Source organism: Acidimicrobiales bacterium, assembly GCA_035540975.1.
Classification (GTDB): domain Bacteria; phylum Actinomycetota; class Acidimicrobiia; order Acidimicrobiales.
Window position 1 is genome coordinate 1 of the sequence record DATLFN010000014.1, and the last position, 16395, is coordinate 16395.

Genomic DNA, 16395 nt, shown 5'->3' on the forward strand with positions numbered 1-16395 from the left:
CGGGCCGGCCCCAAGGGGCGCACGACGGGGCGCGACCGCCCGCTCGGCCCCGGGCTCGCCCTCCGGGACGGGGAGGTGGTGCTGGCGGCCGGCGCCGACCCGGGCGACCCGTCGATCGTGCTGCGGGCGGCGTCGGCCGCCGCCGAGGTGGGGACCGTGCTGTCCCGGGCCACGCTCGACCGCCTGGCCGCCGAGACCGCCCCCCTGCCCGACCCGTGGCCGGCGTCCGCCCGCACCGCCCTGGTCACCCTGCTCGGGGCCGGCGGCCCCGCCATCCCCGTGCTCGAGGCGCTCGACCAGCGGGGCCTGCTGGTGCGGGTCCTGCCCGAGTGGGAGGCGGTCCGGAGCAAGCCGCAGCGCAACGCCTACCACCGCTTCACCGTCGACCGGCACCTGTGCGAGGCGGCCGCCAACGCCGCCACCCTGACCCGGCGGGTGGCGCGCCCCGACCTCCTGCTGGTGGGCACGTGGCTGCACGACATCGGCAAGGGCTTCCCCGGCGACCACACCGAGACCGGCGTGGACGTCGTCGCCCGCATCGCGCCCCGGATGGGGTTCCCGCCCGACGACGCCGCCACCCTCGTCGCCATGGTCCGCCACCACCTGCTCCTGGCCGACGCCGCCACCCGGCGGGACCTCGACGACCCGGCCACGGTGGAGGCGGTGGCCTCCGCGGTGGGCGACCGGGACCTGCTCGAGCTGCTCGCCGCCCTCACCGAGGCGGACAGCCTGGCCACCGGCCCGGCGGCGTGGGGGCCGTGGAAGGCGGGTCTGGTGTCGGACCTCGTCGCCCGTACCGCCCGGCGGCTCATGGGCCACCACCTCGACGTGGCGCCGTCGCTCCCCACGGGGGCGCACCGGGCCGTCATGGCCGAACGGCGGGTGTCGGTCGAGGTGGACGGCGGGACGGTCACCGTGATCGCACCCGACCGCCCCGGCCTGTTCTGCCGGGTGGCCGGCGCCCTCGCCCTCCACGGGCTGGACGTGCGCTCGGCGGCGGCCGCGGGGGAGGACGGGATGGCGGTGGAGGTGTTCGAGGTGGAGCCCGCCTTCGGCAAGGCGCCCGACTGGGACCGGGTGACGGGCGACCTGGAGCGGGCCCTGGGCGGCCGGCTGTCGCTGGAGTCGCGCCTGGCCGACCGGGCGCGCGCCTACGCCGGCCGCCGGCGGGCGGCAGCGGCCCGCCCGGCCGAGCCGCGGGTGCTCTTCGACGACGGGGCCTCCGCCACCGCCACCGTGGTGGAGGTGCGGGCACCGGACGGGGTCGGCGTCCTCTACCGCATCACCCGCGCCCTGGCCGACTGCGACCTCGACGTCCGAACCGCCAAGGTGTCGACCCTCGGCCACGAGGTGGTGGACGCCTTCTACGTCACCGACGCCACGGGGTCCAAGATCGCCGACGACGCCCACCGGGGAGAGATCGAGCGGGCGGTGCTCCTCGAGCTCAGCCGGGTGGCCTCCAACTCGTAGCGGGAACGACCCGGATCCGAGTCGTTCCGGCTACAGGATGGAGCCCGGCGTACCCTTCTCGCCGTGAGCGACGCACCCGGCCCGGCGTCGGCCTCCGACCTGCTGCGCTGGAGCGAGGCGTTGTCGGCGGTCGCCCGCACCGGCCTGGGCTTCACCGACAACCTCTACGAGCGGGAGCGCTTCGAGGAGGTGCTGAAGGTGGCGGCCGACATGCGGGTGGCGGCCGGGTCGGCCCTGCGGTCCGACGAGCTGGTGGCCGAGTGGATGAAGGCGGTGGGCGAGGGCGTGAGTGGTTACGTCACCCCGAAGGTGGCGGTCGGCGCCGTCGTCGGCAACGAACGAGGCGAGCTGCTCCTGGTCCGGCGGGCCGACTCGGGTGTGTGGCTCTACCCGACGGGGTGGGCCGACGTCGGTTACTCGCCGTCGGAGGTGGCGGTCAAGGAGGTCTCGGAGGAGACGGGGATCGACGTCGAGCCCGTCCGGGTGATCGCCGTGTTCGACGGCCTGCGCCTCGGCTTCACCCGCATCCCCCTCTACTCCGTGGTGTTCCACTGCCGGGCCGTCGGCGGCACGCTCCGCCCGCACCCGCTGGAGTGCCTCGACGTGGGCTGGTTCGCCGAGGACTCGCTCCCCGGCCCGCTGGCCGGTGTCGACCGGTGGCGCACCACGGCGTTCGCCGCCATCCGGGGCGAGGTCGTGGACGCCATGTTCGACCCGCCCCGCACGCCCGTGCCGCCGCGGCCGTCAGCCGGCTGACAGCTGGGCCAGCAGGCTCTCGACCACCGAGACCCGCCCGCCCGTGCGCTCCCAGTCGTCACCGATACGGCGGTGGTCGACCAGGCCCCACGCGTCGGGCCCGATGCCGAGGGAGCCGGTGGCGGCGGCCTGGAGGGGTGACGGCTCCGTCTCGTCGCCGTACGCCGGGTACGCCTCCAGCCCGTCCCACAGGGCCTCCGGCGGCGCCACGGGCGGCTCGCCCCGGGCCAGCGCCAGGGCGACGCCGGGGAGCAGGTCGTCGGTGCCGGCCCCCCCGGGCCGTCGGAAGCCCGCCACCGGGTGGAGGCGCCACTCGAGGGCGATGCCGCCCGGGCCGTCGTCGCGGATCCACACCTGGGAGCCGTTGACGTAGGCGTCCAGGGGCTCCCCGAACCTCTCGTCGAGCGCCACGACGAGCGCCGGCGAGATGCGCCACACGCACGTAGGGGTGAGCCGGACCGGCGCCACGGGGCGACACGCTACGGCGGCGGCGCGACCGTCCGGCGCCGCCGCGCCCGCTGGGCGCCGCCGCACCTGCCAGCATGGGCCCGTGCGCCGACTCGCCACCCTCCTCGCCGCCGCCGTCCTCGCCGGCGCCTGCGGCGGCGACGGGGACGACTCGGCGGGGCCGGCGCCGTCGGCCTCCGTCACCACGGCGACGGCGCCGGCGGAGGCGACGAGCACCACCGCCGCGGCTCCCGCCACCACGGCACCGTCCAGCGCGGCGACGTCCACGGCGGCGCCGGGGCCCGGCGGGACGGCGGCGGCCCCGACGACGCGGGCGCCGGCCGCGGCCGGGCCCGGGCGGCCGGCGGCGTCGTGCCCGGCCATCCCGGCCCGGCCGGCGCCGCGGGAGGACCGCTCGCGCTACACCCTGCGCATCGACGTGAAGCCCGACCGGAACGTGGTGGAGGGCGACCTCACGGTGCGCTTCACGCCCGACCTGCCCACCGACCAGCTGGTGTTCCGCCTGTGGGCCAACTCCCCGCGCACGGCGGCGGCCGGCGCCCGCCTCGACGTCGCCGGCGTGTTCGTCGGCGGCCAGCGGGTGGACGCCGTGCAGCCCGACGCCACCACGGTGGTGGCCCGTCCCGGGCCGCTGGCGCCGGGCCGGGCGATCGACGTGAACGTGCCCTGGAGGCTGACGCTGCCGGGCACGGTGTCGGACCGGATCTCGCGCACCGGCGACGCCATCCGCCTCGGCTCGTTCTTCCCGATCCTGGCCTGGGAGCCGGGAGTGGGCTGGGCCGTGCAGCCGGCTACCTCCGGCTTCGCCGAGGCGTCGATGACCCCGCAGGCCGACTTCGCCGCCACCGTGTCCGTGCCGCCCGGCTTCGACGTGCTGGCCACCGGGGTCAACGACGGGAGCGGCCGGTGGACGGCGACGGCGGTGAACGACTTCGCCATGTCGGTCGGGCACTTCTCGATGGCGTCGGCCACCGCCAATGCCCCCCAGCCCGTGCAGGTGACCGTAGGCGTCCACCAGGGGATCGCCGAGTCGCCCGCCGCCTACGCCTCGCGCATCGTGCGTGCCCTGGAGGACTTCGGGCGGCGTTTCGGTCCCTACCCGTGGCCGACCTACACGATGGCCGTCACGCCGCAGCTCGGCGGCGGCATCGAGTACCCGATGCACGTCCTCCAGGGCCCCGGCACGATGGGGCGCACCACGTCGCACGAGGTGGCCCACATGTGGTTCTACGGACTCGTCGCCAACGACCAGGGGCGCGACCCGTGGATGGACGAGGGCCTCGCCACCTATGCCGAGGGGCGCTTCGAGGGCAGCCTCGAGACCATCAGGTCGACGCCGGTCCCGGCGGCCGGACGGGGCCGCGCCGGCGAGCCGATGAGGTACTGGGAGCCGCGGCAGTCCATCTACTACCGAAGTGTCTACACCCAGGGAGCGCAGGCGGTCGCCGCCCTCGGTGATGCCGAGCTGGTCGACTGCGCGCTGCGCGTCTACGTCGCCCGCAAGGGCTACCGCGTGGCGCGGCCGGGCGACTTCATCGAGGCGGCGAAGGCGGTGTTCCCCGACGCGGCGGAGGTCCTCGGGCGCTACGGGATCCGCTCATAGCACCAAATCCACGAAAACCGACATACCGGTATTTGACCTTCACACAAAGCGTCATTTCTGCAATTGCCGCGTTTCTCCGCTCGGGGTCGTGGGTACTGAGACGACGACCGGCGGACGGTCCGAGCTGTTTACGTACAAGACAACGGCAGAGCTGGAGCCGACCTTCGAATCGGGGCTCGCCGCTCCTAGGCGGGCGAGGCTGAACATGCATTCCTCGCCGGCGTGACACGGCTGGCGGCTTTGAATCGTCGCGTCCCTACGGCGAGGAGGGAGGTTCGTGGACCACGGCTACGACGAGTTCTGCCTGGCGGACCCGTACTTCTACGACGCCTGCACCGTCACCAGGGGCGACGACGTCGACTTCCCCGTCGCCGACCGGCCGGTGGCCCCGGGCTGGAAGCGGACGCCGTCGGACGACTGGCTCGTCTACTGGCCGGAGGACGCGGACGTCCCGCCCCAGGGCTGGAAGGTGCACGTCTCGGCGTGCCTCGGCAACGCCGAGGACGTCCTCGGCGTGGTGTTCGACTACTGCACGCAGCGGCGGGTCCCGTTCAAGTTCGTCCGCAGCCTTCAGTGCGTGCTGCTGCGCAACGTCAAGTACGCCGACCGCGGGGCGAGCGGCAAGTTCGTCACCATCTACCCGTCGGACGACACCCAGCTGGAGACGATCCTCACCGAGCTCGGGGCGGCCCTGGAGGGCCAGCCCGGCCCGTACATCCTGAGCGACCTCCGCTTCGGGAACGGCCCGCTCTACGTCCGCTACGGGGGCTTCGCCGAGCGGTGGTGCGTCGGGGCGAACGGCCTCCTGGAGCTGGGCGTCGCCGACCCCGAGGGCCGGCTGGTGCCCGATCATCGAGGCCCCACGTTCAGCCCGCCGCCGTGGGCCACGCTGCCGGCGTTCCTGGAGCCGCACCTGGCGGCTCGGGCCGACGCCACCGTCCAGGAGCTTCCCTACCGCATCGAGCGGGCCATCCACTTCTCCAACGGCGGCGGCCTCTACGTGGGCGTGGACGAGCGCGACGGGGACCAGGTCGTGCTCAAGGAGGCGAGGCCGCACGCCGGCCTCGACACGTCCGGGGCCGACGCCGTCGAGCGGCTGCTCCACGAGCAGCGCATGCTCGAGCGGCTGGCCGGCCTCGACGTGGTGCCGGCCGTGCGCGACTCCTTCACGATCGCCGACCACCGGTTCCTGGTCCTCGACCACGTCGACGGCGTCTCGCTCAACTCGACGGTGGTCGACCGGTACCCGCTGCTCACCGACCGGGTCGACACCGACGAGGTGGCCGCGTACACCCGCTGGGCCCTCGACGTGGTGGCCGCCCTGGAGGGGGCGGTGGCGGCCCTCCACCGCCGCGGGGTCGTGTTCGGCGACCTCCACCCGGGCAACGTGCTGGTCCGCCCCGACGGGCGCGTCGTGCTCGTCGACTTCGAGATGGCGAGCGATGTGGCGGACCACCGCCGGCCCACCCTCGCCGAGCCCGGCTTCGCGCCGCCGGCGGGCTGCGTCGGGCGCGACGTCGACCTCCACTCCCTGGCCGTGATGCGGGTGTTCCTGTTCCTCCCGCTCACCAACCTGTTCGCCCTCGACCGGGCCAAGGTGCGGCAGTTCGCGGTGGAGATCCCGCGGCTGTTCCCGGTCCCGGCCGACTACGTCGCCTCGGTGGTGCCCACGATCGCGCCCCCCGCGTTCTTCCCGGCGACCGAGGCCCCTCCGGCCGTCGAGCCCACGGCCGCGGGTTGGCGGGCGGCACGCGAGTCGATAACCGCGGCGATCCTGGCCAGCGCCACACCCGGGCGCGACGACCGCCTGTTCCCGGGTGACGTCAAGCAGTTCCAGACGGGCGGGCTGAACCTCGCCCATGGTGCCGCCGGCGTCCTGTACGCCCTGGCGGAGACGGGGGCGGGCCGGTTCCCCGACCACGAGCAGTGGCTGCTCGACCGGGCCGTCCACCCCGCACCGGGCGCCCGCCTCGGCCTCTACGACGGCCTCCACGGCGTGGCCTTCGTGCTGGACCGGCTGGGCCATCGCGCCGAGGCGCAGAAGGTCCTCGACATCTGCACGGACGAGCTCACCGGCCGCGAGGACCGGCTCGGGCTGGACCTGTTCGGCGGGCTGGCCGGGATAGGCCTGAACCTCGCCCACTTCGCCGCCGCCCACGGGGACCCGGCCCTCGCCGAGGCGGCCCGGGCGGTGGCCGGGGTGGTGGCCGACCGACTGGGCGACGAGGACGACGTCGCGCCGGTCAGCGGCGGGGCCAACCCCTACGCCGGGCTGGTACGCGGCTCGTCGGGCCCGGCCCTGTTCTTCCTGCGCCTCTACGAGCAGTCGGGCGACGCCGCCCTTCTCGACCTGGCCGCCGCCGCCCTCCGCCAGGACCTGCGGCGCTGCGTCACCCGCGACGACGGCGCCCTCGAGGTCGACGAGGGATGGCGCACCATGCCGTACATCGCCGACGGGAGCGCCGGGATCGGCATGGTCCTGGAGGAGTACCTGCGCCACCGGCCCGACCAGCGGTTCGAGCAGGCGGCGGCCGGCGCCCGGCGCACGGCGGCCACCGGCTTCTTCATCGAGCCGGGCCTGTTCTACGGCCGCGCCGGCATGATCCTCTCCCTGTCACGCACGGCCGGTCGCGGCGACGGCGCCGTCGACGCCGCGGTGGCGGAGCACGTCCGCCGGCTGTCGTGGCACGCCATGGGCTACCAGGGGCATCTCGCCTTCCCGGGCGAGCAGCTCATGCGCCTCTCGATGGACCTGGCGACGGGAACGGCCGGCGTGCTGCTGGCCCTCGGCGCCGCCCTTCACGATTCCCCCGTCCACCTCCCCTTCCTCGGCCTCGGCGGCCGGGTGGAGCCGGAGGTGGCGGCCACGGTGTCTACCAATCAGGGAAGGAGGTGATTGCACATGGCGATCCTTGACCTGCAGGGTATGGAGCAGAAGCCGTCCGCTGGCGCCATCAAGGGCAAGAGCGGGGCGAGCAAGGGCTGCACGATCGGCGGTGGTGGTGGTGGCGGCGGCAGCCGTCTGAGCCTTCTCCTCTGCTAGTAGCAGCACTGAGCGCCGCGGGGCAGCCGCCCGGCACGGTTCGGGCGGCCGCCCCGAGGTGCAGACGACCGACGTTGTTCTGCGGGCGCCGCCCGCCGGGACGAGCAGGACGGAAAACGTGAGCGACGAGCACAGCGACGACGCGGCGCGCGCGGACCACCGCGCCGCCGACCGGCTGCTCGTGCGCGCCTCACGCCGCGGGGGGATGGCGCTGGGCGCGCTGGCGCTCACGTCCTTGGGGATGGCCGCCGCCGAGACGGCGCTGCCCGCCGTGCTCGCCCGGGCGGTGGACACCATCGTGGCCGGCGACGGGGGCTCGGGGGCCTGGGTGCTGTGGGGCGGCGTCCTCGTCGCAGCGCTGGTGGCGTTCGACCTCGTCGACGACCTGGCGGCGGGCGCCACCACGGCGCGCTCGACGGCGTGGCTGCGCCACTCGCTCCTGCGCCACGTGCTCGACCTCGGACCGAGGGCGGCGCGGCTGGCGCCGGGCGACGTCGCCAGCCGGATGGTCGCCAACACGGCGGCGGCCGGGAAGGCGGCCCCCGACGTGGTGCGGGCGGTGGCCAACCTGGTGCCGTCGGTGGGCGGCATCGTGGCGTTGGCGCTGATCGACCCGTGGTTGTGCGTCACCTTCCTCGCCGGCCTTCCCCTGCTCGTGGTCCTCCTGCGGGCGTTCGTGCGTGACGCCTCGTCGATGGCCAGCGGGTACCTGGAGACGCAGGCCGGGATCGCCGGCCGACTGGTGGGCGCCCTCTCCGGCATCCGCACCATCGCCGCCGCCGGTGCCGTCGAGCGGGAGGTGCGCCGAGTCCTCCGCCCGCTGCCCGAGCTGCGCCGCTACGGGATGGGCATGTGGAGGGCCCAGCTGCGGCTGTCGACGCAGGACGCGCTGCTGCTCCCGCTGCTCGAGGTGCTGGTTCTCGCCGTCGCCGGGTTCCGCCTGGCCGGCGGCCACCTCAGCCCCGGCGAGCTGCTCGCCGCCGGCCAGTACGTCCAGTTGGCGTCCAACATCGGCGCAGCCGGTGCGACCGCCGACCGCCTGGCGCGGGCCCGGGCGGGGGCCGCCCGGGTCGCCGACGTGCTCGACCGGGAGCCGGTCGCCTACGGCGACGGCGCGCTCGCCGACGGAGACGGCTCGCTGGAGATGCGGGACGTCACCGTGCGGGCCGGCGGCCGGGTCGTGCTCGACGGGCTGACCCTGACCGTCCCCGGCGGCGCGCTGGCCGCCGTCGTCGGCACCTCGGGCTCGGGCAAGTCGCTGCTGGCCGCCCTCGCCGGCCGCCTGGCCGACCCCGACGAGGGCAGCGTCCTGCTCGACGGCGTCGACCTGCGCTCGCTGACCCGACACGAGCTGCGCCGGGCCGTCTCCTACGGCTTCGCCCGGCCGGCGCTCCTGGGCGAGACGGTGGGCGAGGCCATCGCCTTCGGCCATCACGAGCCGTCGGTGGAGGAGGTGGTCGCCGCCGCGTGCGGCGCCCAGGCCGACCCGTTCATCCGCCACCTGCCCCAGGGGTACGCCACCCCGGTCGCCGAGGCGCCGATGTCGGGCGGCGAGGCCCAGCGGGTGGGGCTGGCCCGGACGTTCGCCCACGCCGGCCGCCTCGTGGTCCTCGACGACGTGGCCGCCAGCCTCGACACGGTCACCGAGCACCAGATCGCCCGCGTGCTCACCGGGCGGTTGGCTGGGCGGACGCGCCTCGTCGTCGCCCACCGCGCCTCCACGGCGGCCCGAGCCGACGTCGTCGTGTGGCTCGAGGGCGGGAGGGTGAGGGCGGTGCGGCCGCACCAGGTGCTCTGGGACGATCCCGCCTACCGGGCCGTGTTCGGCGCCGAGCAACCGGGTGGGGCGCCCGACGAGCCGTTCGCCGCCGGTGCGGCGGGAGACGGCCGTTCCGCCGCTCCCGAGCCCGTCGAGGCCGCCCGGGGGGCGGCATGACGGCGCCCGCCGTGGCTCGCCGCCACGAGGGCCGGCGCCTCCTGGCCCGATCGCTGTCGGGCCGCCGCCGGGTGGTGGCGGCACTGCTCGCCTGGTCGACCGTCCAGGCCCTTCCCGCCTTCCTCAGCGGGCGGCTCCTGGCGCAGGCGGTGGACGACGGGTTCCTCGCCGGGCGCGCCGGGACGGGGTTCGCCTGGCTGGGAGCGCTCGGCGTGGCCGTCGTTGTCGGCGCCTGGGGCACCCGGGAGACCTACCTCCGCCTGGCGTCGCTGGTGGAGCCGTTCCGCGACGAGCTGGTGGAGGTCGTGGTGACGGGCGCTCTGCGCCGGGCGGCGGTGTCGGGGCGGCCGGCGGACAGCGGTGGCGTGGCCCGTCTCACCCAGCACGTGGAGATCCTGCGCGAGGCCTACGCCGGCGTCCTCATGACGGTGCAGGGGTTCGCCATCACGGCGGGAGGCGCCGTCCTCGGCCTCTTCGGCCTCCTGCCCGCCGCCCTCGTCCTCGTCCTGCCGCCGCTCGTCGCCGGCCTCGCCGTCTTCGCTGCTGCGCTGCGCCCGATGGCCGCCCGCCAGCGAGCGTCCATCCTGGCCGACGAGGCCATCTCGGAGTCGGCGTCGGCCGTGGCCGACGGGCTGCGCGACGTCGTCGCCTGTGGCGGCGAGGGCGCCGTCGAATCCACCGTCGGCCGTCACGTCGACGCCCAGGCGGGGGCGACGGTGGCCCTCGCCCGGACGACGGCCGTGGGTACGGGGGCGGTGGCCGTCGGCGGGTGGCTGCCCGTCATCCTGCTGCTGGCCGCCGGCCCGTCGCTGGTGCGGGACGGTGCCACGACGGGCGAGCTGATCGGCGCGCTGACCTACGTGCTGTACGGCATCCACCCCGCGCTCCAGACCCTCGTGCGCCAGCTGGGCGGCGCCGGCCTGTGGCTGTTCGTGACGCTCGACCGGGTGGTCGAGGCGACGGCCGGCGACCCGCCCGGCCCGGCGCCGTCCGACGCGCCCGGTGGGCGGGCGCCGGGCCCCGGGTCGGCGGACCTCCTCCTGGACGACGTGACGTTCCGCTACGGCGCGTCCCCCGACCCGGTGATCCGCCACCTCGACCTCGAGGTCCAGGAGGGGGAGCACCTGGCCATCGTGGGGCCGAGCGGCGTGGGCAAGTCCACGCTCGCCGGGCTCATGGCCGGCCTGCTCGTCCCCCAGTCCGGAGAGGTGCTGCTCGGCGGGGTGAAGGCGGCCGACGTCGTCCCCGGGGAGCTGGCCCGGTGGCGGGCGCTCATCCCCCAGGAGGCCTACGTCTTCCCGGGGACGGTCCGGGAGAACGTGACCTACCTGCGGGGCGGCGCGGGCGACGGCGAGATCGACGCCGTGGTGGACCTCCTCGGCGCCCGCCCGCTGGTCGACCGCCTGGGCGGGCTCGACGGCGGCGTCGACGGCGGCGCCCTCTCGGCCGGTGAGCGCCAGCTCCTCACCCTCGTGCGGGCCTACCTCTCGCCCGCCCCGGTGGTGGTGCTGGACGAGGCGACGTGCCACCTCGACCCGGCCGCCGAGGCCCGGGTGGAGCTGGCGTTCGCCCGCCGTCCCGGCACGCTGATCGTGATCGCCCACCGCATCAGCTCGGCGCTGCGGGCCCGGCGGGTGCTGGTCCTCGACGGCGCCGGCACGGCGGCGGGCACCCACGACGAGCTCCTCGACGGCTCCGTGCTCTACCGGGACCTCGTCGGCCACTGGGGCTGAGCGCCGCCCGGGCCCGGCGACTGCGGCACTACTCGGGCGACTGGTCCCGCAGGAAGCGCTCGACCTCGCCGGCCAGGTCGGGGGGTGGGGGCCACGGCAGCTCGTCGGGCTCCTCGTCGTCGCCGCCGTCGCCGTCGCCCAGCTCCTCGAGGCGGGCGACGTAGCCGGCCACGTCGTCGTCCTCCGACACCACCTCGCTCACCTGGCGCTCGTAGGCGGCGGCCGCCACCTCGAGGTCGAGCGTCTCGATCCTCGCCCCCAGCAGGGACGCCGTGCGCTCGACCAGGGCGAGGGCGGCCTTGGGCGACGGCGTGCCGGACACGTAGTGGGGGACGCCCGCCCACAGCGACGCCGAGGGGATCTCGGCCCCGGCCAGGGCGTCGTGGAGGACCCCGACGATGCCCGTCGGCCCCTGGTAGCGGGACCGCTCCAGGCCGAGCCGGCGCTCCAGCTCGGGGTCGGCGGCCGTGCCCGTGACGCGCACGGGCATGGTGTGCGCCACCTCGGCTCCCAGCCCGCCCAGGGTGATGGCGATCTCGACGCCCAGCGACCGGGCCACCTCCACCAGCGCGCCCGTGTACGTCCGCCACCGCAGCTGCGGCTCGGCGGCGTGGAGGAACACGACGTCGTGGGCGGTGCCGACAGGCGAGGCGGCGCTCAGCTCGCCGTCCGGCCAGCTGACCTCGCGCCGCGTCCCGTCGCGAAGGGCGACCCGCGGCCGGGTGACCGTGAAGTCGTAGAACTCCTCGGGGTCGATGGTGGCGAACTGGCGGGCGGCCCACTGGGCGGCGAGGTAGCGGGCGGCCAGCGAGGCGCACTCGCCGGCGTCGTTCCAGCCCTCGAACGCCGCCACCAGCACGGGCCGGCGCAGGCGCGGGCGGTCGTCCCAGCGCACGGGGTCCACGGGCGAACGCTAACCCGGGGCGACCGGGAAGCCGTACTCACGGCGCGGTCCTACGCTTGGCGGCGTGCCGTCGCTGGACCGGTTCTCGCCGATCACGCGGGCCTGGTTCACGGCCACCTTCGAGGCGCCGACGCCGGCCCAGGAACGGGGATGGGACGCGGTCAGCCGGGGCGAGTCCGCCCTGGTCCTGGCGCCCACCGGGTCGGGCAAGACGCTTGCCGCCTTCCTGTGGACGCTCGACCGCCTGCTCACCACGCCGCCGCCGGAGGACGCCGGGAAGCGCTGCCGGGTGCTGTACGTGTCGCCCCTCAAGGCCCTGACGTACGACGTCGAGCGCAACCTGCGCGCCCCCCTCGCCGGCATCGCCCTGGAGGCGCAGCGGGCCGGCCTCGACCCGCCGTCGGTGACGGTCGCCACCCGCACCGGCGACACCCCCGCCCGCGAACGCCGCGACATCGCCCGCCACCCGCCCGACATCCTCATCACCACGCCGGAGTCCCTGTACCTGGTCCTCACCTCGGCGGCGTCGGGGATCCTCGGCTCGGTCGAGCACGTGATCGTCGACGAGATCCACGCCGTCGCCGCCACCAAGCGGGGGACCCACCTGGCGCTCTCCCTGGAACGGCTGGAGCGGCTGGTGGCCCGGGCCGGCGGCGCGCCGCCGCAACGCATCGGCCTGTCCGCCACCCAGCGCCCCCTGGAGGAGCTGGCCCGCTTCCTGGGCGGCCGGGCGCCCGACGGCACCGCCCGGCCCGTCACCATCGTGGACGCCGGGAGCCGCAAGGCGCTCGACCTCGAGGTCGTCGTGCCCGTCGAGGACATGGGCGAGCTCGGCAAGCCGCTCCGACCGGGCGGCCCGGACGACCTGGTGATGAGCGGGCCGGCGGCGGGCGACCCGGAGGTGCGGTCGTCGATCTGGCCCGCCATCCATCCGGTGCTGCTGGACCTCGTGCGCCGCCACGTCTCGACGCTCGTGTTCGTGAACTCCCGGCGGCTGGCCGAGCGCCTGGCCGGGCGGCTCAACGAGCTGGCCGGCGAGGAGCTGGTGCGGGCCCACCACGGCTCGGTGGCACGCGAGCAGCGGCTGGAGGTGGAGGACGCACTCAAGGCGGGCAGGCTGCCGGCCCTGGTCGCCACCTCGTCGCTCGAGCTCGGGATCGACATGGGGGCGATCGACCTCGTGGTCCAGGTGGAGGCGCCGCCGTCGGTCGCCGCCGGCATGCAGCGGATCGGCCGGGCCGGCCACCGGGTGGGGGAGCCGTCCAAGGGGCGCATCTTCCCGAAGTTCCGCGGTGACCTCCTGGTGGCCGCCGTCGTCGCCCGGCGCATGACCGAGGGGCTCATCGAGGAGACGGCCATCCCCCGCAACCCGCTGGACGTCCTCTCGCAGCAGATCGTGGCCATGGTGGCGGTCGAGGACCTGAGCGTCGACGAGGTCTCCCGGGTCGTGCGGGGCGCCTACCCCTTCGCCGACCTGACCGGCGAGGCGCTGGAGGGCGTGCTCGACATGCTGGCCGGGCGCTACCCGTCCACCGAGTTCGCCGAGCTGCGTCCCCGCCTGGTGTGGGACCGGGCGGCGGGGATGCTGCGGGCCCGGCCCGGTGCCCGCATGCTGGCCGTCACCAGCGGCGGGACGATCCCCGACCGCGGGCTGTTCGGCGTCTACACGCCCGAGGGCTCGCGGGTGGGCGAGCTGGACGAGGAGATGGTCTACGAGAGCCGGGTGGGCGAGACGTTCGTCCTGGGTGCCACCACCTGGCGCATCGAGGAGATCACCCGCGACCGGGTGGTGGTCACGCCCGCCCCCGGTGTGCCGGGCAAGATGCCCTTCTGGCACGGCGACCAGGTCGGCCGCCCCTACGAGCTCGGTCGGGCCGTCGGGGCGTTCCTGCGCCAGGTCGGCGACCTGCCCGACGAGCGCCTGGCCGAGGACCACCGGCTCGACCCGCTCGCCCTCCGCAACCTCCGCGCCTACCTGGACGAGGAGCGGGAGGCGACGGGCGGCGTGCTGCCCACCGACCGCCAGGTGGTGGTCGAGCGCTTCCGGGACGAGCTGGGCGACTGGCGCATCTGCGTGCTCTCCCCGTTCGGCGCCCGGGTCCACGCGCCGTGGGCCCTCGCCATCGAGGCGGGGATCCGGCGCCGCCTGGACGTCGAGGTGCACGCCATCTGGTCCGACGACGGCATCGTCGTGCGCCTGCCCGAGGCCGACGACGCCCCGCCCGCCGATGCCGTCGTCCTCGACCCCGAGGAGGTCGAGGAGCTGGTTGTCGGCGAGCTGGGATCGGCCGGGCTGTTCGCCTCCCGGTTCCGGGAGAACGCCGCCCGCGCCCTCCTGCTGCCCCGGCGCCGGCCGGGGTCGCGCACGCCGCTGTGGCAGCAGCGCCAGCGGGCCGCCGACCTGTTGTCGGTGGCGTCCAACTACGGCTCGTTCCCGATCCTGCTGGAGACCTACCGGGAGTGCCTGCGGGACGTGTTCGACCTGCCCGCCCTGGTCTCGCTGATGACCGACGTGCGGGCCCGCAAGGTGCGCGTCACGTCGGTGGACACGCCGTCGCCCTCGCCCTTCGCCTCGTCCCTCGCCTTCTCCTACGTGGCCTCGTTCATGTACGAGGGCGACGCCCCCCTGGCCGAGCGGCGGGCCCAGGCCCTCACGCTGGACCGGCGCATGCTGGCCGAGCTGGTGGGGTCCGACGAGCTGCGGGAGCTGATCGACCCGGCCGCCCTGGCCCAGCTGGAGGCCGAGCTCCAGGCCCTGGACGAGCGCCGGTGGGCGGCCACCGCCGACGCCGCCTCCGACCTGCTGCGCCGGCTGGGCGACCTGTCGGCCGCCGAGCTGGACGCCCGCTGCCGCCGCCCCTTCGCCGCCGAGCTCCTCCGGGACCGGCGGGCGGTGGAGGTGCGGGTGGCCGGTGAGCGCCGGCTCATCGCCGCCGAGGACGCCGGCCGCTACCGCGACGCCCTCGGGGTGTCGCCTCCCGCCGGCGTGCCCGAGGCGTTCCTGGAGCCGGTGCAGGACGCCCTGGCCCAGCTGGTGCGGCGCTGGGCCCGCACCCACGGGCCGTTCCGCACGGCCGAGCCGGCGCTCCGCTTCGGGCTCCCCACCGAGGCCGTGCGGGCCGAGCTGGCCGCCCTGGCCCGCGCCGGCGCCGTCCTGCGGGGCGAGTTCCGTCCCGACGGCACCGAGCGGGAGTGGTGCGACGCCGAGGTGCTGCGGGTGCTGCGCCAGCGCTCGCTGGCCGCCCTGCGCCGGGAGGTGGAGCCGACGCCGCCCGACGCACTGGCCCGCTTCCTCCCGGCGTGGCAGGGGATCGGCGCCGACGCCGGTGGTCCGGATCGCACCTTCGAGGTCGTCGCCCAGCTCCAGGGCGTGGCCGTGCCGGTCAGCGTGCTCGAGCGCGACGTCCTGCCGGCGCGCGTGCGCGGCTACTCCCCCCGGCTCCTGGACGAGCTGCTCGCCGCCGGCGACGTGATGTGGGTGGGCGCCGGCTCCCTCGGGAGGGACGACGGCAAGGTGGTGCTCCTGCTGCGGGGCACGCCGCTGGCGCGCACGGCACCGCTCGGTGACCGGCCCGAGGGGCCCGAGCACGGTCGCATCCGCGAGGTGCTGGCGTCACGGGGTGCGTGCTTCTTCCGGGAGCTGGGCGGCGCCGACGACGGCGCCACCCTCGACGCCCTGTGGGACCTGGTGTGGGCGGGCGAGGTCACCAACGACTCCTTCGCCGCCGTGCGTGCGCTGCGCAGCGGGAGGCGCTCGGGCTCGCGCACCACGAGGTCGGGCCGGCCGCGCGTCGGCAGCCTCAGCGCGCTCGGGCCCCCGCGGGGCCAGGGCCGGTGGTCGCTGGTCGAGCGGGGCGGCGTGAACGCGACCGAGGCGGCCGCCGCCCGGGCGGCCGCCCTGCTGGAGCGCCACGGCGTGCTCACGAGGGAGGCGGCCCGGGGCGAGGGCGTACCCGGCGGGTTCGCCGGCGTGTACCCCGTGCTGCGCGCCATGGAGGAGTCGGGGCGGGTGCGGCGGGGCTACTTCGTCACCGGGCTGGGCGGCGCCCAGTTCGCGCTCCCGGGAGCGGTCGACCGCCTGCGCTCGGTGCGCGACGCCGGCGGCTCCGGCCGCGCACCCGCCGCCGCCGTGCTGGCCGCCACGGACCCGGCCAACGCCTACGGCGTGGCGCTGCCGTGGCCCGTCCCCGGTCCCCGGCGGGTGGCGGGGGCGTACGTCGTGCTGCTGGACGGGCTGGCGTCGCTCTACGTGGAGAAGGGAGGCCGGGCCCTCGTCGCCCTGCGCCCCTACGACGGCGAGTGGGAGTCCTTCGCCGTCGCCGCGCTCACCACCCTCCTGGCCGACGGCCGGCTGGCCCGCCTCGGCGTCGAGCGCTACGACGCCGAGCTGGCACCCGCCCTCGCCGCCGCCGGCTTCGTCCCCACGCCCAAGGGGCTGGTGCGCTACGCCTGACACCGCCGCCACCACGGCTCCGGTTCTCG

General features: G+C 76.0%; 10 protein-coding genes. 8 read left to right on the plus strand and 2 right to left on the minus strand.

Going from position 1 to position 16395, the window contains the following annotated elements; translation table 11 throughout:
* The coding region (locus VM242_02080) for an ACT domain-containing protein (GenBank protein ID HVM03935.1) at positions 1 to 1470 on the plus strand (1470 nt) is incomplete at its 5' end.
* Between the two features lie 63 nt (positions 1471 to 1533).
* Positions 1534 to 2226 (plus strand): NUDIX hydrolase N-terminal domain-containing protein, encoded by a 693-nt coding sequence (locus VM242_02085; protein ID HVM03936.1) that lies wholly within the window; start codon positions 1534 to 1536, stop codon positions 2224 to 2226.
* Here the strand turns inward: VM242_02085 and VM242_02090 are convergent.
* The gene (locus VM242_02090) at positions 2215 to 2694 is read right to left on the minus strand and encodes a hypothetical protein (protein ID HVM03937.1); all 480 of its coding nucleotides are present in this window, start codon (positions 2692 to 2694) and stop codon (positions 2215 to 2217) included. The genes VM242_02085 and VM242_02090 overlap by 12 nt on opposite strands.
* Before the next feature lie 82 nt (positions 2695 to 2776).
* On the opposite strand from VM242_02090, the gene VM242_02095 reads away from it, so the two are divergent.
* From VM242_02095 to VM242_02115, 5 genes are all read left to right on the plus strand, one after another.
* Entirely contained in the window at positions 2777 to 4297 is a 1521-nt protein-coding gene (locus tag VM242_02095) for a hypothetical protein (protein ID HVM03938.1), read from the plus strand.
* 277 nt (positions 4298 to 4574) lie between these two features.
* Positions 4575 to 7193, plus strand: a complete 2619-nt coding sequence (lanKC, locus tag VM242_02100) for a class III lanthionine synthetase LanKC (protein ID HVM03939.1) — start codon at positions 4575 to 4577, stop codon at positions 7191 to 7193.
* A 6-nt stretch (positions 7194 to 7199) separates the two neighbouring features.
* Positions 7200 to 7340, plus strand: coding sequence for a SapB/AmfS family lanthipeptide (locus tag VM242_02105; GenBank protein ID HVM03940.1), 141 nt, complete (start codon positions 7200 to 7202; stop codon positions 7338 to 7340).
* A gap of 118 nt (positions 7341 to 7458) precedes the next feature.
* Entirely contained in the window at positions 7459 to 9276 is a 1818-nt protein-coding gene (locus VM242_02110) for an ABC transporter ATP-binding protein (GenBank protein HVM03941.1), read from the plus strand.
* On the plus strand, positions 9273 to 11009 hold the full coding sequence (locus VM242_02115) for an ABC transporter ATP-binding protein (protein ID HVM03942.1): 1737 nt from the start codon (positions 9273 to 9275) through the stop codon (positions 11007 to 11009). Before VM242_02110 ends, VM242_02115 begins: the two co-directional genes overlap by 4 nt.
* A gap of 28 nt (positions 11010 to 11037) precedes the next feature.
* Here VM242_02115 and VM242_02120 read toward each other — a convergent pair whose 3' ends face one another.
* On the minus strand, positions 11038 to 11913 hold the full coding sequence (locus tag VM242_02120; protein HVM03943.1) for a PAC2 family protein: 876 nt from the start codon (positions 11911 to 11913) through the stop codon (positions 11038 to 11040).
* Between the two features lie 64 nt (positions 11914 to 11977).
* Here VM242_02120 and VM242_02125 point away from each other — a divergent pair, with 64 nt between their 5' ends.
* Positions 11978 to 16366, plus strand: a complete 4389-nt coding sequence (locus VM242_02125; GenBank protein HVM03944.1) for a DEAD/DEAH box helicase — start codon at positions 11978 to 11980, stop codon at positions 16364 to 16366.
* The last annotated feature ends 29 nt before the right edge of the window (positions 16367 to 16395 follow it).

Excerpts from the sequence above, each read along its gene's own strand:
- VM242_02105 (HVM03940.1), top strand. The coding sequence starts at position 7,200 with ATGGCGATCCTTGACCTGCAGGGTATGGAGCAGAAGCCGTCCGCTGGC.
- VM242_02115 (HVM03942.1), top strand. The coding sequence starts at position 9,273 with ATGACGGCGCCCGCCGTGGCTCGCCGCCACGAGGGCCGGCGCCTCCTG.